At 68.3% G+C, this 17,751-nt stretch carries 15 protein-coding genes; 10 read left to right on the plus strand and 5 right to left on the minus strand.

The window, feature by feature from the left end; genetic code table 11:
* Window positions 1-15 precede the first annotated feature (15 nt).
* Window positions 16-774, plus strand: coding sequence for a ribonuclease PH (gene rph / locus ABIE00_RS07440; protein ID WP_003805875.1), 759 nt, complete (start codon window positions 16-18; stop codon window positions 772-774).
* Entirely contained in the window at window positions 771-1,433 is a 663-nt protein-coding gene (rdgB, locus tag ABIE00_RS07445; protein WP_354258630.1) for an RdgB/HAM1 family non-canonical purine NTP pyrophosphatase, read from the plus strand. Before rph ends, rdgB begins: the two co-directional genes overlap by 4 nt.
* Before the next feature lie 84 nt (window positions 1,434-1,517).
* On the opposite strand, the gene ABIE00_RS07450 is transcribed toward rdgB, so the two are convergent.
* Complete coding sequence (locus tag ABIE00_RS07450) at window positions 1,518-2,291, minus strand: DedA family protein (RefSeq protein ID WP_354263300.1); 774 nt, start codon at window positions 2,289-2,291, stop codon at window positions 1,518-1,520.
* A 68-nt stretch (window positions 2,292-2,359) separates the two neighbouring features.
* Here ABIE00_RS07450 and ABIE00_RS07455 point away from each other — a divergent pair, with 68 nt between their 5' ends.
* A complete protein-coding gene (locus tag ABIE00_RS07455; protein ID WP_354258633.1) occupies window positions 2,360-3,364 on the plus strand; it encodes a 3'-5' exonuclease in 1,005 nt (334 codons plus the stop codon).
* Window positions 3,365-3,479: 115 nt separating this feature from the next.
* Here ABIE00_RS07455 and ABIE00_RS07460 read toward each other — a convergent pair whose 3' ends face one another.
* On the minus strand, window positions 3,480-4,571 hold the full coding sequence (locus ABIE00_RS07460; protein WP_354258636.1) for an ADP-ribosylglycohydrolase family protein: 1,092 nt from the start codon (window positions 4,569-4,571) through the stop codon (window positions 3,480-3,482).
* A gap of 218 nt (window positions 4,572-4,789) precedes the next feature.
* On the opposite strand from ABIE00_RS07460, the gene ABIE00_RS07465 reads away from it, so the two are divergent.
* The 4 genes from ABIE00_RS07465 to ABIE00_RS07480 all read left to right on the plus strand — a co-directional run bounded on the left by ABIE00_RS07465 (window position 4,790) and on the right by ABIE00_RS07480 (window position 11,701).
* The gene (locus ABIE00_RS07465) at window positions 4,790-5,701 is read left to right on the plus strand and encodes an MIP/aquaporin family protein (protein WP_354258639.1); all 912 of its coding nucleotides are present in this window, start codon (window positions 4,790-4,792) and stop codon (window positions 5,699-5,701) included.
* Window positions 5,702-5,756: 55 nt separating this feature from the next.
* Entirely contained in the window at window positions 5,757-6,974 is a 1,218-nt protein-coding gene (locus tag ABIE00_RS07470) for an exonuclease SbcCD subunit D (protein WP_354258642.1), read from the plus strand.
* Entirely contained in the window at window positions 6,971-10,129 is a 3,159-nt protein-coding gene (locus ABIE00_RS07475) for an AAA family ATPase (RefSeq protein WP_354258645.1), read from the plus strand. The genes ABIE00_RS07470 and ABIE00_RS07475 overlap by 4 nt, the downstream gene beginning before the upstream one ends.
* A 144-nt stretch (window positions 10,130-10,273) precedes the next feature.
* On the plus strand, window positions 10,274-11,701 hold the full coding sequence (locus tag ABIE00_RS07480; protein WP_354258648.1) for an MFS transporter: 1,428 nt from the start codon (window positions 10,274-10,276) through the stop codon (window positions 11,699-11,701).
* On the opposite strand, the gene ABIE00_RS07485 is transcribed toward ABIE00_RS07480, so the two are convergent.
* On the minus strand, window positions 11,689-12,423 hold the full coding sequence (locus ABIE00_RS07485) for an IclR family transcriptional regulator (protein WP_354258651.1): 735 nt from the start codon (window positions 12,421-12,423) through the stop codon (window positions 11,689-11,691). The two genes, ABIE00_RS07480 and ABIE00_RS07485, sit on opposite strands and share 13 nt — an antisense overlap.
* Before the next feature lie 184 nt (window positions 12,424-12,607).
* On the opposite strand from ABIE00_RS07485, the gene ABIE00_RS07490 reads away from it, so the two are divergent.
* From ABIE00_RS07490 to ABIE00_RS07500, 3 genes are all read left to right on the plus strand, one after another.
* Complete coding sequence (locus ABIE00_RS07490; protein WP_354258654.1) at window positions 12,608-13,138, plus strand: flavin reductase family protein; 531 nt, start codon at window positions 12,608-12,610, stop codon at window positions 13,136-13,138.
* 53 nt (window positions 13,139-13,191) lie between these two features.
* On the plus strand, window positions 13,192-14,646 hold the full coding sequence (hpaB, locus tag ABIE00_RS07495) for a 4-hydroxyphenylacetate 3-monooxygenase, oxygenase component (RefSeq protein ID WP_354258657.1): 1,455 nt from the start codon (window positions 13,192-13,194) through the stop codon (window positions 14,644-14,646).
* Window positions 14,647-14,763: 117 nt separating this feature from the next.
* A complete protein-coding gene (locus tag ABIE00_RS07500; RefSeq protein ID WP_354258659.1) occupies window positions 14,764-16,095 on the plus strand; it encodes an MFS transporter in 1,332 nt (443 codons plus the stop codon).
* Here ABIE00_RS07500 and ABIE00_RS07505 read toward each other — a convergent pair.
* Window positions 16,092-16,745, minus strand: coding sequence for a phosphoribosyltransferase (locus tag ABIE00_RS07505; protein ID WP_354258662.1), 654 nt, complete (start codon window positions 16,743-16,745; stop codon window positions 16,092-16,094). The genes ABIE00_RS07500 and ABIE00_RS07505 overlap by 4 nt on opposite strands.
* 67 nt (window positions 16,746-16,812) lie before the next feature.
* Window positions 16,813-17,640: an alpha/beta fold hydrolase gene (locus tag ABIE00_RS07510; RefSeq protein ID WP_354258665.1), complete on the minus strand. Its 828-nt coding sequence runs from the start codon at window positions 17,638-17,640 to the stop codon at window positions 16,813-16,815.
* Between the last annotated feature and the right edge of the window lie 111 nt (window positions 17,641-17,751).

The following is a 17,751-nucleotide window of genomic DNA, read 5'->3' on the forward strand; positions in this document are numbered from 1 at the left end:
CGATAAGCTAAAGGCATGACTTCCGAAGCAACCACTGCCCCCGTCATCCGTGCCGACGGCCGCACCCCTGACCAGCTCCGGCCCATCAGCATCACCCGTGGCTGGTCCAAGCAGGCCGAGGGATCGGCCCTCATCGAGTTCGGCAACACCCGGGTCCTGTGCACCGCTTCCCTCACCGAAGGCGTTCCGCGGTGGCTCAAGGGCGAGGGCCGCGGCTGGGTGACAGCCGAGTACGCCATGCTCCCGCGGGCCACCAACACCCGGTCCGACCGTGAGTCCGTCAAGGGCAAGATCGGCGGCCGCACGCACGAGATCTCCCGCCTGATCGGGCGCTCGCTGCGTTCCATTATTGACACCAAGGCCCTGGGCGAGAACACCATTGTGCTGGACTGCGATGTCCTGCAGGCCGACGGCGGGACCCGGACCGCGGCCATTACCGGCGCCTATGTGGCGCTCGCAGAGGCCATCCGCTTTGCCCGCGAGAACAAGATGATCGCCCGCAACGCCCAGCCCCTGATCGACACCATCGCTGCCGTATCCGTGGGGATCATCGACGGCATCCCCATGCTGGACCTGCCGTACATCGAGGATGTGCGCGCCGAAACCGACATGAACGTCGTGGTGACCGGCTCCGGCAAGTTCGTGGAGGTCCAGGGCACGGCCGAAGGCGCACCCTTTGACCGGGACGAGCTCAACAAGCTCCTGGACCTGGCCCTGCTGGGGACAGAACAGCTGGCCGCCATCCAGCGCGAGACCTTGGCCGAAGCGCCGTGAGCGGCGACAACGCTGTGAGCGGCGGACCTGCACCCCGGCTGGTGCTGGCCACCCGCAATGCCGGGAAACTGCGGGAGCTGCGTGAGCTGCTGCGCGGGCAGATCCCGGGGCTCGACGTCGACACGCAGGTAGTGGACGCGGCCGCCGTCGGAGCCCCCGACGTCGCGGAAACCGGGGTGACGTTTGCGGAGAACTCGCTGCTGAAGGCGCGGGCTGTGGCTGAGGCCACGGGGCTGGTCGCCATCGCCGACGACTCGGGGCTGGCCGTGGATGTCCTCGGCGGCGCACCGGGGATTTTCTCCGCGCGCTGGGCGGGCCGCCATGGTGATGACGACGCGAACCTGAACCTGCTGCTGGCCCAGCTGGCCGACGTGCCGGACGGCCACCGCGGCGCCGCGTTCGTGTGCGCTGCGGCGCTCGCCGTACCGGCGTCGGCATCCGGTGACGGTGCCCGCGAAGTGGTGGAGTACGGGCAGCTGGCCGGCACGCTGCTGCGCGAGCCGCGGGGAGAAGGCGGGTTCGGCTACGACCCCGTCCTGGAGCCCCTGGGCCTGGACCGGAGCTGCGCCGAGCTCAGCCCGGAGGAGAAGAACGCCATCAGCCACCGCGGGCTGGCGTTCCGTGCGCTGCTTCCCTCGATCGTCGAGGCCCTGCGGTAAACGGCAACGCGGGGTCACTTACCGCCCAATCCGGTCATTCCATTGCGCGCTAAGTGACCCCGCGTTGCTGGAGTCCGCGGTATATCAGTCGAGGTTGGTTTTGCGCTCTGCCTCGGGCTCGTGCTCCTCGATGAATTCCTCCACCGGATCTGTGCCGAAGGCCGTGGCCTCGCGCTTGGCGGCCATGCCGCGGATGATTTCGATGCCCACCGGGATCACCGAGAGCAGGACGATGACAATGAAGATGATGTCCAGGTTGTCCCGCACCCACGGGACCTTGTCGCCCAGCAGGTAGCCGAGAAGCGTCACGCCGCCGCCCCAGAAGACGGCGCCGATGACGTTGAACAGGAAGAACTTCCGCTTGTCCATTCCGGCGACGCCGACGATCACGGGAACAAAGGTGCGGATGATGGGCACGAAGCGGGCCAGGATCAGGGCCTTGCCGCCATGCTTTTCGAAGAACTTGTGTGCGCTGTCGACGTTCTCGTGCTTGAAGAGCCGTGAGTCCGGCTTGTTGAAGATGGCGGGGCCGGCCTTGGACCCGATGAGGTAGCCGGTCTGGTTGCCGATGATGGCGGACACGATGATCAGCGCGGCGAGGAGCCAGATGTTGAATTTGATGGTGTCCGTGGCCACGAGCAGGCCGGCCGTAAACAGCATGGAATCACCGGGCAGGAAGAACCCGATCAGCAGCCCGGTCTCGGCGAAGATGATCCCGCAGACCAGCAAGACAACCCACGGGGCAAGGGCCGGGTCGGCGAGGAACACCTGGGGGTTAAGCCAATCAGGCAGGAATGATGCCAGATGCGGCTGGACGGGGCCGGCGCCACCCAGCGCGGGCACGGCAAAGTCGCTCAATGCATTAAAGTTCACGTTTCAAGGGTACTTGACGGGTTCAGCGCCCCCGCCGGGCTACAGTTGTCCCCGTGGGTTTGGACTTTACGGCGATCGACTTCGAGACCGCCAACGGCTTCCGCGGTTCGCCGTGCGCCGTTGGCCTTACCAAGGTCCGTGGCGGCGTCATCGTCGAGGAGGCCTCGTGGCTGATGCGGCCGCCGGAAAACCACGATTCGTTCGATTACCACAACGTCCGCGTCCATGGCATCAGGCCCGAACACGTGGCGGGCAAGCCCCGCTTCGGTGAGCTTTTTCCCGAGATCGGCGCGTTCATCGGCGGCGACATTCTCGCGGCCCACAACGCTGCCTTCGACCTCGGGGTGATCCGGTCCGGGCTTGAGGTTTCGGGGCTTCCCGGCCCCGCCTACGACTATGTGTGCACGGTGATGCTGTCCCGGCGCTGCTACTCCCTGGTTTCAAATTCGCTGCCCTTTGCCGCCGAAGAGGCGGGCGTGCCCCTCGTGAACCACCACGACGCCGCCGAGGACGCCAGGGCGTGCGCCGGCATCCTCATCGACATCGCCGGCCGCAACCGGGCCAACAGCATCGCCGAGCTCTACCTGTCACTGGGGCTTTCCATACCGCAGCAGGCCGCGTTCGACCCCTCCGCCGGCGAGCTCTCGAAAGCCACTGTCGCGGCACTCGCCGCCGCGGGCGGCGCCAGTGTGGCCAGGCCGCTCCGCAGTGGATGGCCCGAGGAAGGGCCCAACCCGGAGCCCAATCCCGACGCCGAGCCCGGGAACCCGCTGTTCGGCCAGACCGTCGTGTTCACGGGCCAGCTCGCCATGCCGCGTCCCGAAGCGAAAACGCGGTCCGCCGAACTGGGCGCGCGCCCGGAAAGCCGGGTTACAGCGCGCACCAGTGTCCTGGTGGTGGGGGACGGCTTCGTGGCGAACGACCTGCGTTCCGGCCGGCTCACCGGCAAGGCCAAACGTGTGCTGGAGCTGCACGACCGCGGCCAGCCCATCGAGGTGATCTCCGAGGGGGAGTTCCTGCAGATGGTGGGCGGCGCGCCGGTACATATGGCGCAATAAAGCTTCCTCAGGTCCTGCCGCCCGCTGATCAACCCTTCCTCACATCCTGTCGGGTTTTTCCGGACGCTCGATCACTTCCACCGGCTTCGGCTGGGGCCGGGCGACAACATTCCTCTCAGCCGGATGTGACGGCAACGAGCTGTCCGGCCATCCCGCGGATCACCTCGGGGGCCTCGAGCGCCTCCAGCCAGTCCGTGGGCAGGCAGGCCGTCCCGTAGTACGCGCCCAGGATGTTGCCCGCGATGGACCCGGTGGAATCGCTGTCGCCGCTGTGGTTGATGGCCACGGCAATGGCCTCCCTGAAATGGTCCACCGGATCCGCCGCGCCGCCATCTGCCTGGGGAGCCGTGGCCAGGACCGCATAAAGCCCGACGGCGAGAGCCTCCTCCGCCACCCAGCCCTCACCCAGTTCACGGACCAGTTCCTCCGGGCTGAGCACCGAGGCGGCGCCGGCCTCGCCGGCAAGGCGGACCGCGGCTTCCAGCCGGTCCCGGAGTTCGGGTGCGGCCTCGTCGTCGGCCAGCACGCGGTCCAGGGCAGCCTGCGCGGCCTCGGCCAGGCTGCCGCCCTGCACCAGCGAATGGATCAGCAGGCTGAAAACACCCGCGCTCTGCCGGGCGGAGGGGTGCCCGTGCGTGAGTGAGGCCGCGTCGGCGCTCAACTTGTACACGGCGTCCGCGGGGATGTGCGGAACCAGGCCGAAGGGGGCCGAGCGCATCACAGTTCCGCAGCCCTTTGAATCAGGGTTGACCTGCCGGAAGACGGTTCCCATCTCGCCGGTGGCCAGCCCGCTCAGGCATGCGTTGCCGGGTGCCCGGCGGTGCCGCAGCACCTCCTGGCCGTCAATCCAGCGGGGCTGCGGCCGCGGCGCGGATTCGGGAACGGGCACGCCCTGCGTGTCCAGCCAGCGCAGGTACGCGAGCCAGACGCAGGCGTTGGCGTCGGCACCGACCCCGGAGTTGGCCCATTCCAGGGCCTCGACAATCCCGTCAACCGTGTACAGCGTCATCTGGGTGTCGTCCGAGAAGTGCGTCCCGCCGTCGAGCATGGAAAAATCCCGGAGTCCGGCGGCGCCAAAGCGGCGCCGGATCTCGTCTATCTTGTCGAACTCGACGGCGTAGCCAAGCGAGTCGCCCAGGGCGCCGCCCAGCAGGCAGCCATGGATGCGGGACTCGGGGGACGGAACAGCGCCGGGGTCATTGCTCATGCAGGCAAATTTACCCTGCTGTGATAAGCCACTCTCAATGCCGGGCCTCGGGCCATCGGACGATAAGCTCGGATTCAGCAACCGTCCAGACTTTGCTGCAAGACTGCTGGGGCCCGCTCCCGACGTGAGCGGTGTTCCCCGCTGACCGAAACAAAGGATTCTCCCCGCCATGAGCACCCCTGTGTCCGTCCCCCCGACCGACCACCGGCAACCCGCCGGTGACACCGGAAGTCCGGCCCGGGCTCCTGTCCAGGCTCGGAGCGGAGGCGTTCGGAACGCTCTTTCTGGTGGTCGCCGGGCTGGGAGTGCCGCTCTTCACCCTGCCGCAGTCCAACCCGCTGCCAGGCGCCCTCGCCGGAGGCCTTACCGTGACTGCGGCGATGCTGGCCTTCGGGTACATCTCGGGCGGCCACTTCAACCCGGCCATCACGCTGGGCAACCTGGTGGCTGGCAGGATCGGCATCGCCGCCGCGGCCGCCTACATCGGCGCCCAGCTGGTCGGCGCTGCGGCAGGCGCGCTCGCCCTGTTCGGCATCCTCCGCACGGTGCCCAGCATTCCCGACCCCCGCACCGCCTTTGACACGGTCACCGCCGGCTTCGGCGAGCACTCCGTGATCCAGACGTCGATGGCCGGGGTGCTGCTGGTGGAAGTTCTGGGAGCTGCCCTCCTGGTTGCCGTGTTCCTCGGCATGACGGCCCGCCGCAACACGAACGCGGCCGCCGCCCCGTTCGCCGTCGGGCTGGCCTTTGCCGTGCTGCTGCAGCTGGGCCAGGCCCTGGGCAACGCACCCTTCAACCCGGCCCGGGCCACCGCCTCTGCGCTTTTCAGCAGCAGCTGGGCGCTGGAGCAGCTGTGGCTCTTCTGGGTGGCCCCGGTCGTCGGCGCCGGCATCGCAGGCCTTGTATTCCGCGGATTCTCCGATGCCCGGGTCCGCACCGCAGCGCTGGACGCTGACCACTCCGACGACGAGGCCGACGCCGGGTCTGACCTCGCGGACGACTTCGACGACGACGTGGACGAAAAAACCGCCGCGGGAACCACGACCGCAGCACCTGTCACGGCGGCAGCGCCTGATACGGGCGATGAGGCGCGCGACTTCTTCGACGCGCCGCGCACCAAGCAGCCCTGACGCGCCGAAGCGCGGGGTCGGCTATTTTGTCAGTGCCCGCGTCTAGCTTATGAATATGCGGCTATTGCACACTTCCGACTGGCATCTGGGCCGGTCTTTCCACGGCGTCGGCATGCTGGACGCCCAGCGGGCCTTCATTGACCAGTTGGTTGCCCGGGTCAGGGAACTGTCCGTCGACGTCGTGCTGATCGCCGGCGACGTCTACGACAGGGCACTGCCGGGGGTCGACGTCGTCAACCTCCTGGACGACGCCCTGGTCCGGCTCACCGGGGCAGGCGCCCAAGTGATGCTGACCAGCGGAAACCACGACTCCGCCATCCGGCTCGGCTTCGCCTCCCGGCTGCTGGAGAAGGGCGGTGTTCACCTGCGCACCCGGCTCGACGAGCTGGACGTCCCCCTCCTGCTGCCCCTCGGCGGAGCCGGGACTGAACAGGGAGCCGGGGCTCACCAGGCTGAACAGCGCGGTGAAGAGGGCCCGGTGCTGGCGATCTACGGCATCCCGTGGCTCGAACCCCGGCTGGTCGCAGATCAGCTCGGGGTGGACACTGCCAGCCACTTCGACGTCACCCGGGCCGCCACGGAACGCATCCGGGCAGACGTCGCCGCGCGGGGTGAATGCCGGACGGTCCATTCCGTCGTGCTGGCACACACTTTCGCCAGCGGCGGCATCAGCTCGGACAGCGAACGCGACCTGAGCATCGGGGGAGTGGGGGCCGTGCCGCTGGATCTGTTTGACGGCTTCAGCTACACGGCGCTCGGCCACCTGCACGGCCGGCAGTCCCTCTCCGCCGGGGTGCGGTACTCAGGCTCGCCGCTGGCGTACTCCTTCTCGGAAGCCAAGCACCAGAAGGGCGGCTGGCTCGTTGACGTGGACGGGTCCGGGGTCACCGCCGTCGAAGAGATCCTCTGGGACGCGCCGCGGCAACTTGCCGTCCTGCGGGGGACCCTCGAGGGGCTGCTGGAGTCACCCGAGCATGCCTGGGCCGAGCACGCCTACTGCCAGGTGACCCTGACGGACGCCCAGCGGCCGGCCCAGGCCATGGAGCGGCTGCGCGCCCGGTTCCCGGACACGCTCGTCCTCGGGTTCGAGCCGGAGGGGACACCGGCCGCCTCCGGGGCGAGCTACAGCAGCCGGCTGGCGAAGGCGGAGGACGACCTCGCCGTGTGCTGCGGGTTCCTGGAACATGTCCGCGGCCGGGAGCCGGATACGGTGGAACAGGCCGCCCTCACCGAAGCTTTGGAGAACGTGCGTCTGCAGGAGGCATCACTATGAGGATTCACCGCCTGGAAATATCCGCGTTCGGGCCCTTTGCCGGGACCGAGGAAATCGATTTTGACCGGCTGAGCGCCCAGGGGCTGTTCCTGCTGAACGGCCCCACCGGCGCCGGCAAGACCAGCGTGCTGGATGCCATCTGCTATGCCCTCTACGGGTCCGTTCCCGGAGCGCGGCAGGACGGCAAGAGACTGCGCAGCGACCACGCGGACACGGCCGCGGAACCGCGCGTGACCTGCGAATTCACCGCCCGTGGCCGGCGCTTTGAAGTCTCCAGGTCGCCGGCCTGGGACAAACCCAGCGCCCGCGGGCGGAACGGGTTCACCGCGCAGCAGGCAAAGACCCTCCTGCGCGAACGCGTCGCGGGGGCATGGGTGGAAAAATCCGGCCGGAACGACGAAGCAGGGGCCGAAATCACCGCGCTCCTTGGCATGGACCGGGAGCAGTTCACCCGCGTGGTCATGCTCCCGCAGGGGGACTTCGCCGCGTTCCTCCGGTCCAAGGCCTCGGACCGTCTGGAACTGCTGCAGAAGCTCTTCGGGACCGAACGGTTCGAGGCAGTGGAACGGGAACTCGCGTCCCAGGCCGCAGGGGCCGCAAGCCAGGTCGCCGATCTTGAGGGCAGGCTCGGCCTACTGGTGGCGAGGGCACGGTCTGAGGCAGCGGCTCTCGACATCGCTCCCGAGACAGCACCGGACGACGCCGGCGGCCTTGAACTCCTGTCATGGCTGGAGGCTGCAGCCTCGGCGCGCGCCTCGGCACTGGCCGCCGATGCAGAATCCGGCGAGGACCAGCGCCGCCGCTGCGCGGAGCGGCTCGAAGCGGAGCTGGCCCGCGATGGAAGACGCCTGAAGCTTACTGCGGCACTGCGCCGGAGGGCGGATGCGCGGGCCGCCGCGCCCGGACTGGCCAGCGCCGGAGCCGCGCTTAAACTGCACCGGAAGGCGGAGCTCCTCGGCGGGCAGTTGAAGGCCTTGACGGCAGCCGAGACGTCGTTTGCCCGGGCGGAGGCAGCTTTGGGTCTTGCCTCTGCCGGTGTACGGAACGCAGCGGAGTCCAGCTCCGAACTGCAGACCGGATGCGGACTAGCCGGCATGGAACACAGCCGTGCCAAACACGGCCATGCCGAGCACAGCCCTGCAGGACACGGCGCGGTCGCACAACTTGAGGCCGTCGACGTCGCCGCGGAGCTTTCGCGCCTGCGGGCGCTGGCCGCCGTGATCGGCGAACGCCTCGCCGATGAGGACAGGCTGGGTGGCCTGCACGCACGGGCCGCAGGGCTTGCACAGCGGCAGCTGGAACTCACCCGTGCCGGCGATGGCCACGCCGAGCGACTGCTTTCCCTCCGCACCGAGATGGAGGACCTGCGTGCGGCCCTGCAGCCGCTGGAGCAGCTGGCAGGGGAATCCGTCCTGCGCACCAAGGAGGCGGCAGCCGCCGACGAGCTGGTGGACGTGGTCAGGCGCCACGGAACTGCGGCAGCCGAGTGTGCCGCCGTGACCGAACGGCATCTCAATGGCAGGGAACACCACCAGGAACTGCGCCGGCGGTGGCTGGACGTCCGCGAGGAACGCCTGGCCAATGTGGCGGCCGAATTGGCTTCCCGCCTGGAACACGGCGCGCCCTGTCCAGTCTGCGGTAGCCCGGAGCACCCCGAACCGGTTCCTGCCGGCGACTCCGCCCTCGGGCTTGCCGAGAAAGAGGAACGTGCCAAGGAACGCAGCGAGGCGGCCGAGCGCGCGCTGTCTGTACTGGAAACCGAGCTCTCCGAAGCCAGGCAGCTGGTCGCCGTTCTCGCCAGCCAGGGTGGCGACACCGATCCTGCCGAAGCAGAGGAAGCAGCCCAGGCCGCCCGGGAAGCCGCTGCGGAGGCAGCCACCGCCGTCGCGGACCTGGCAGCCAGCAGGAGGCGGCAGGAGGAGCTGGCCGAACGTATCGAGGCCACGGAACAGGTGCGCGTGGAAACGGTGTCGCAGCTGGCACAGACGGAGTCCGCCCGCATCGAAATCGAAGCGCAGTCCGCCGCCCTGGAATCGTCGCTCGAAGCGCTTCGTGCCGGTCACGCCAGCCTCGGACTCCGCAGCGACGCCATCGGCCAGGTTGTCAGCGTTCTAGAACAGGCTGACGCTGCCCGGAAACAGCTGGACCAGGCTGCGGACCGCCTGGCGGAGGCGCGGGGCGAGCTGGACCGCGCCCTTCCCCAAGCCGGATTTGCCTCGGCCGCTGAGGCCCGCGAGGCCCTGCTCCCGGGACCGGAGGCGGCAAGGTTGGAGTCGGCCGTCCAGGCCGGACGGGACGAGGAGGTGCGGCTCGAGGAGCTGTTCGCCAGCGAGGAACTCGTGGTCGCGGCAGAGGAGCAGGCCGCCAGGGAACGGGCCGCCACGGAACAGGCAGCCGGCGAACCCGGTGCCGGCTCAGCGGCGGCGGCCGCGGTCGACTTGGACGTGCTGCGTTCCGAAGCCGAGCAGGCTGCCAAAGCCGCAAAGGACGTGGAGCTGGCGGCGGGCCTGGCCCGGCAGGCCGCCAGGACTCTGGGGCGCCTGCAAGCCGAGTATGGGGAGCTCGCTGAGTCCGGCCGGGAGCCGCGGGAACGCGCCGAAATCCTGAAAGGCCTTGCCGAGGCTGCCCGCGGTTCCGGCGACAACAGTTACCGCATGAGCCTGAATGCGTACGTCCTTGCGGCACGGCTTGAGCAGGTTGCCATCGCCGCCTCCGAAAGGCTCGTGGCCATGAGCGACGGCCGCTACACGCTCCAGCACTCGGACGCGCGGGCGGCCCGGAACGCCAAGTCCGGGCTGGGGCTGGAAGTCGTGGACGAGTGGACCGGGCGCCGCCGCGACACCTCGACACTCTCCGGCGGGGAATCCTTCATGGCCTCGCTGTCGCTGGCGCTGGGCCTTGCCGATGTTGTGCAGCAGGAGGCAGGCGGCGTCGACATTGAAACACTGTTCGTCGACGAAGGCTTCGGCAGTCTCGACGAGCAGACACTGGAGCAGGTCATGGACGCCCTGGAGGGCCTCCGGGACGGCGGCCGCGTGGTCGGCCTGGTGAGCCATGTGGGGGAGATGAAGCAGCGCATCGGAAGCCAGCTCCAGGTGGTGAAGCAGCGCAACGGCTCCACCGTGCACATCGTTGATGCACTCGCAGCGGTCTGAAACCCAGTGTTGCCCGCCAGAAGGCGGGCACCACTGGCGGTTGTGACTTCAGTCGGGGTTTCCGGGTCCACTATCATGGGACTGTTACCGGGTTCAGCGCATCGGGAGGAGGGACGATGCGCACGACCGAACGAGCCCGCACACATGAGCACTTCAACGGCGCCCCAGCCACCCGCCGACCCCCGTCCTCTTTCTCCCTCCGCCAGCACGGACGTGCCAGCCCGGCAGCTTGGCGGCCGTTTCGCCCGCCTCCCGGCGCTCGCAGGCAGGGAATTCCTGCCCATTGGCCTGTTTGCCCGCCTGCCCCTGGCGATGCTGACCCTGGGAACCCTCACCCTCGCCACCTCGGTCACCGGCTCGTATGCCGTCGGCGGCGCCACTGCCGGCGCCGTCGGTATCGGCTCGGCTGTCGGCGCGCCCATCCTCGGCTGGCTCGCCGACCGGCTCGGCCAGCGCCCGGTACTGCTGGTCTCGGCCGTCCTGAATGTCGCGGCCGTGCTTGCCGTCATCGCCACCGCATACCTGATTCCCGGGGTGCACGACGTCGGTGCCGCATGGGGCGTCATCGCGGCCGCATTGGCGGCGGGCCTCAGCTGCCCGCAGGTCGGCCCGCTGGCGCGTGTCCGCTGGATGGCCCTGACCGCCGAAAGCCGGCGTGCGGGGAACAGCTCCGAACTCGACGTCGCCTTGTCCTACGAGAGCACAGCCGACGAACTGACCTTTGTGCTCGGGCCTGCCCTCGTGGGCGTCCTGGCCAGCCTGCTTGCCCCGTGGCTGCCGCTCGCCCTGGCCGCCGCGCTCACGCTCACGCTGGTTCCGGCTTTCGCCGTCCACCCCACCCACGCCGCCGTCCCGCGGCGGGCCGCCGCCGGCACCCGCGTCGACTGCGCCAACACAGGAACGCCCAATACAGGAACGCCCAGTACGGAAAAGGCCAGTACGGCAAAGGCAAGTCCGGGCAGCGGAAGTGCCCCGACCCGGGCCCGCAGCCGTATTGCCGGCCTGGCCGCCGTCGCACTTCCTGTCCTGGCCATGGTCTGCATGGGCACCTTTTTCGGCTCCACGCAGGCAGCTTTGAGCGCGTTTGCCGCCGGATTCGCAACGTCAGAAGCGGCCGGACTCCTCTACGCCGTCATGGGGATCAGCTCGGCCGCGGCCGCGATCTCGGTGGCCTACTGGCCGGCCGGCTTTCCGGTGGCCGCCCGCTGGATCACCGGGGCGGCGGCGATGGCCGGCCTGTCGGCCCTGCTGTTCCTGCCCACCGACGGCTGTCGCATGGTGCTGGTGCTGCTTGCACTGGGCCTGCCGGTGGGCCCGGTCATGGTCACGGCCTTTGCCATCGGCGGGCTGGTGGCACCGGCCGGCCGGCTGGCCACTGTGATGACGGCGCTCGCCAGCGGCATTGTCGCGGGCACCGCCCTTGGCTCCTCCATCGGCGGCCAGCTGGCGCAGGAAGGGGGCCATCAGGCGGCCTTCCTCGTCACGGCAGCCGCCGCGGCGGCACTGTTCGCTCTTGGCGCGGTGGCCGCCGTCGTCGTGCGTTCCCGGAAACGGACAGCTCAGGCGAGCTGACCTTCAATCCGGGCCGCGCTGGCGGTCAGGGCCGCGGCCACTTCCGCCGGATCCTGCGACGAACGGATATAGACGACGGCGACCGCTGCCGGGCGTCCGCCCGGCACCCGGACCGGTGCGGCAAGGGAGGAAACCCCGGCGATCACCTCGTCGTGGCTTGCCGCGTAACCGAGCTTCCGCGCCTCGGCAGCTTCGGGGCGGTAGGGCACGGCGGGAGCCAGCTGGCTCCACTCGTGCTCCGTCAGGGCGGACTGGATGGCGATCCCGGGGGCGCCGGAGCTGATCGGATGGCGGGACCCCGGATGCTGCACCACGGTGGCCGCCGAATGCCGGGGTTCCACCGTCACCAGCGTTACGCAGTCCTGGTGGTCCCACACCGCCACGAAGGCCGTCATGTTGAGTGAGTTGGCCAGCTGGGTCAGTTCCGGAAGCGCCGCCGTCTGGAGGTTCCGCGAAACGCCGCGCGCCAGCACCGCGAGCCCCGGCCCGGGCTGGACGCGGCCGGCGTCGTCGCGCACCAGCAGGGAATGGTCCTCGAGGGTCCGAAGAATCCGGTAGGCAACGGAACGGTGCACGCCCATGGCCTCCGAAAGCTCGGCGATGGTCAGCGGACGGTCGGCTTCGGCAAGGATTTCCAAGGCCCGGATGCCCCGGGAGAGGGTCTGCGATGGGGAAGCCTGGGCGGGTGCAACCTGCGTTGCGGCACCGGCGTTGGGAGTCATGCTGTCCATCCTAGGCAGGTAAGCGGGGCGCCAGCCAAAAGGGCTTGTGTGCCCCGTTCCATTGGGCTACCGTTCCATATAGGAACCGCCTGTTCAACTATGGAACAGTAGATCTACGGAACAGTTTAGAGCGACTGCGGCACGATGCGCCAGAGACAGGGACCGCGCACCCGAAGGATCAATGATGACGGCCTTTCCAGCAGCTGGCCCCGGTGTTCCGGGCAGAACGTCGGTGCCCCGCGACCACCGCTTCCGCGGCAGCCTTGGCCGGTTCGCCACCGGGGTCGCCATCGTCACCTTCGACGGCGTCACCAAGCGGCACGGCATCACTGTCAACTCCTTCACGGCAGTCTCCATGGACCCGCCGCTGGTCCTGGCCAGCATCGCCCGCACCGCCAAAGCCCACGACGAGCTGGCCGGCCGGCCCTTCACCGTCAACATCCTGGGGGCCGAGCAGCGGCAGCTGGCCCTGCACTTCGCGGGTCGTCCCGGGCCGGAGCCCCGCTGGGTGGAAGGGGCAACGGCGCCCCGGCTCTCCGGCGTCCTTGCCTATTTCGAATGCCGGCCGTGGGCGGCATACGACGGCGGCGACCACACCCTCTATATCGGTGAGGTGCTGGATTTCGACCACCGCAACGGCGACGCCCTGGCGTTCGCCAACAGCGCCTTCACCACCATCCCGGAGAGCCAGCTGGGGATAGAGGACCTGCTGTAGGCGGCGCATTTCCATCATCACAAATGACAGTTCAACGACGACTGGAGGCAGCAATGGGCATCAGGACCGGCCAGCAGTACCTGGACAAACTCAATGCGATGACCCCGCACATCGCGATCGACGGCGAGGTGGTCAGCGAAAAAGTTGCCGAACACCCGGCTTTCCGCAACGTTGCCCGGCAGTACGCGAAGCTGTTCGACATGCAGCACGACCGCCGCTACCAGGACGGGCTGACCTACACCTCACCGACCACGGGCGACCTCGTCAACGCGTCCTTCCTGGTGCCCCGGACCATCGACGACCTGCAGCACCGGCGCCGGGCGACCTCCACCTGGGCAGAGGCGACCAACGGGTTCCTCGGCCGAACCGGCGACTACATGAACTCCGCGCTCACCGCCCTGGGCGCGGCCGGGAAGTGGTTCGCCCAGGCGGATCCGAAGTTCGCCGAGAACATCGGCAACTACTACGAATGGGCGCGGGAAAACGACATGCTCGCAACCCATACGCTGATCCCGCCGCAGGTGAACAGGTCTGTATCCGGCTCGGAGCAGCTGGGCGGGCAGCTCACGGCCCACATCGTGGCGGAACGCGACGGCGGCATCGTGGTCCGCGGCGCCCGCATGCTCGCCACGATCGCGCCCATCGCCGACGAGCTGCTGGTCTTCCCGTCCACGGTGCTGCGCGGCACGCCGGAGGATGCACCGTATTCCTTCGCCTTCGCCATTCCCAATGACGCGCCGGGGCTCCGGTACCTCTGCCGGACCTCGCTGTACAACGGCGGCAGCATCCACGATGAACCGCTGGCGTCCCGCTACGAGGAAATGGACGCCGTGGCGGTCTTTGATGACGTCTTCGTTCCCGGCGACCGCATCTTCATGCTGGGAAATCCGCAGCTCTGCAACTCGTTCTACGCCGAGACCGGGGCCGGCGCCCTCATGACCCACCAGGTTGTCACCCGGACCATCGCCAAGAGTGAGTTCTTCCTGGGCCTGGCCTCCGAACTCGCCGACTCGATCGGCATCGACGGGTTCCAGCACATCCAGGAGGACATCGCCGAACTGATCATCGACGTCGAAATCGGCAAGGCGCTGGTCCGTGCGTCCGAGGCCGACGCCGAACCCAACGAGGCCGGCATGATGCTCCCCAAGTGGACCACCCTCAACGCTGCCCGCAACTGGTACCCGAAGATGGCGCAGCGTTTTCCGCAGATCATCCGGAAATTCTCCGCGTCGGGGCTGATGGCCCTGCCCGGCGAAGCGGACGTCAACGGCGATGCCCGGGCGGACATCGACCTGTACCTGCAGGGGAAGACGCTGACCGGGCCCGAGCGCGTCCGGCTGTTCAAGCTCGCGTTCGACGCCTCGATCTCGGGATTCTCCGGCCGGCAGTCGCTGTACGAGTACTTCTTCTTCGGGGATCCGGTCCGGATGGCCGGGGCGCTGGTCAACACCTATGACCGCGAACCGGCCCGGGCGAGGGTGCGGGAGTTCCTGCACCGGACCGACTGAGGGGTGCGCCAAATCACACTTCCGTAGTATCCTCACACTAACTGACCGTTCGATCGGTAAATCGGCCAGCTCTTCATCACCGCCGGCAGTAGCACTGCCCCCACCCACGGAGTTTCAATGACCGCAGCTTCACACGTCGATTCAGAGGCGGGCCCCAGCAGCAAGCGTGAGGAACGGAAAGTCCTCGCCGGCACGCTGGTGGGCACAACCATCGAATGGTACGACTTCTTCATCTTTGCCCAGCTGACCGCAACGCTGCTATCGCCACTGTTCCTGGCACCGCTGAACGAATCCAACCCGGGCCTGGCGCAGATCCTCTCCTTCGCCCTGATCGGCATCAGCTTCCTCTTCCGCCCCCTCGGCGCCATCGTTGCCGGGCACCTGGGCGACCGCCTGGGCCGCAAGGCCATGCTGGTCTTCACACTCATCATGATGGGAGCAGCAACGGCGCTGATCGGCATGCTGCCCACCTATGGCCAGATCGGCGCCTGGGCTCCGATCCTGCTCATCCTCCTGCGCGTGCTGCAGGGCTTCTCCGCCGGCGGTGAATGGGGCGGCGCGGCCCTGATGGCAGTGGAACACGCCCCCAAGAGCAAGCGCGGCCTGTTCGGCGCCTACCCGCAAATTGGCGTTCCAGTGGGCATGATCCTGGCCACCGGGCTGTTGTTCTTCCTCAACACCGGCATGTCCAAGGAAGACTTCTCGTCGTGGGGCTGGCGCGTTCCGTTCCTGCTCTCCATCGTGCTGATCGTGGTGGGCTACATTATCCGCCGCGCAGTGGGTGAAAGCCCGGTTTTCAAGGAAATGACTGCCCGCAAGGAAGAAAGCAAGGCCCCGCTCGGCGAACTCATCCGGAGCCACAAGAAGGCCGTCCTCTACTCCACCATGATCTTCATCGGCAACAACGCGGCCGGCTACCTCCTGATTGCCTTCTTCATCGCCTATGCCACGCGGACGCTGAAGATGCCCACACCGCAGATCCTGCTGGCCACCACGCTGGCATCCTTCGGCTGGCTGATTTTCACCCTGGTGGGCGGCTGGCTCTCGGACAGGATCGGCCGCGTCAAAACCTTCCTGACCGGCTACGCGATCATTTTCGCCTGGATGATCCCCATGTTCGCCCTCATCGACACGAAGAACATCATGCTCTACGGCGTGGCGCTGTTCGTCCTCACGGTGGGCCTGGGCCTGTCCTATGGCCCCATGTCCGCCATGTACGCGGAGATGTTCCCGGCCAACGTGCGGTACTCAGGCATCTCGATCGGCTACGCCTTCGGCGCCATCCTGGGCGGTGCGTTCGCCGCCACCATCGCCGAGTCGCTCCTGCAGAGCACCAAATGGACCGGCTCCATCGGCATCTACATCATGATCCTGTGCGTCATTTCGGGCATCGGAGTGATCCTGGCGAAGGAGACCCGCGGCCGGGCGCTCGGGGTCAGCCGGCACTAGATGCGGGCGCCATGCAGCACGGCTATGGCGTCCTCGTCGCTCAGTTGGTCAAAGCGCCGGTAAAAGGCGCCCACGGCCCGGAATCTTCCCGGCAGGTGGAGGCACAGAACATTGCACACCCGGGACAGTGACTTCTCCGCCTCGATCGAACCGACGGGTGCGGCGGCAACTACCGCTGCCGCACCGGCCATCCGTACCGCTTCGACCGCTGCCCGCATAGTGGCCCCTGTCGCCAGACCGTCGTCCACCAGCAGGGCCGTCTTGCCGTGGATGTCGTGGTCCACGGCCGGGTAGCTGTCGGCCCGGCGCATCAGTTCGGCCCGCTCCCGGCGCTCCACCTGGTCGAGCCACTCCTGCCGCACGCCGTCGTCGAGAATCCTTTCAACGAGCGGCCTGTTGAGCAGGCGGACGATCCTTCCGCCCGAGTAGGCCAGCGCGCCGAATGCGGTCTCGTCGTGGCCCGGAATGCCCAGCTTGCGGACCAGCAGGGCCCCGAACGGCAGGTGAAGGACCTCAGCCGCGGCGGCGGCCACCGGGATGCCGCCGCGGGCCAGGCCCAGCACCATGGTGTCCGGGCGCTCGCGGAATTGCGGAAGGGCGGCTGCAAGCTGCCGTCCTGCATCTTCCCGGTCCTCAAAAACCATGGCCATGGGTTCCTCTTCCGGTGTCTCCGCCCCCCAAAGTCCAGCCTACGCCCGTCGGCTCCGGCGGGAGCCGCTAGCTGCCGAGGAACGCGATGGCCGCCTGCTTGAAGGCGCGGCTGGTGATCGCATTGGTGTGCGTGCGCCCCGGCAGGACCAGTTGCTCTGCCATGGAGCCGGCCTTCAGGGCCAGGTCGGCGAGCTGCGGCATGGACGCGGCGCGTTCGTCATTTTCACCGGCCACCAGCAGGACCGGCATGTGCGGCACGGCCTCCGCGGGGTCGTACGGTTCCAGCTTGATGGCTTCCACCAGGGAAAGCAGTGCGAAGATGTTGTTGCTCGGCAGCGCCTGCGCCATGCTCAGGAGCCCGGCCGTGGACGAGTCCTCAATGGGCGTGCCGTCGGCAAGGTACCGCTGGGCGGCCACGAGGTCGAAGGCCGCCAGCGGGTCGGCCATGTTCGGGCCGCCCAGCACCAGCCGGTGGACCAGCTCCGGCTGGGTGGCGCCGAACTCCCAGGCGAGCCGGGAACCGAGGGAATAGCCCACCACGTCCAGCCCGCTGGCAGGGTCACCCTCGCGCAAGGGCCGGGCGCCGGCGTCGAACGCTATCTGCAGGAGGTCAGCCCTGATCCTGCTGGGGGAGTAGGAGTCCATGTCCTCCGGCGCCCCGCTCCGGCCGTGGCCGGGAAGATCGACGGTGATGACGCGGCGGCCAGCCTCCAGGAGCGCAGGGATCCAGCCCGTGTCCTCCCAGTTCAGCTTGCTGGACGCGGAGAAGCCGTGAATGAGGAGGATGGGGCGGAGGCCGGCGTCGTTCGTGGGGTCATGCACCTCGACGTATAGCTGCGGGTCGGTGCCCTCGACCGTGTGGGAGTGCTGTTCGCCGGTGTGTCTGCCGCTCATCGCCTCAGTCCTCGTCAAGTCTCATCCTCGTCAGGTGCAGGGCTCGCCGGGACTGCTTCGTCGCCGGTCCGCCGTGGATGGGCACCACTCTACCTGCCTGGGGACCGGGCA

The organism is Arthrobacter sp. OAP107, assembly GCF_040546765.1.
GTDB lineage: Bacteria > Actinomycetota > Actinomycetes > Actinomycetales > Micrococcaceae > Arthrobacter.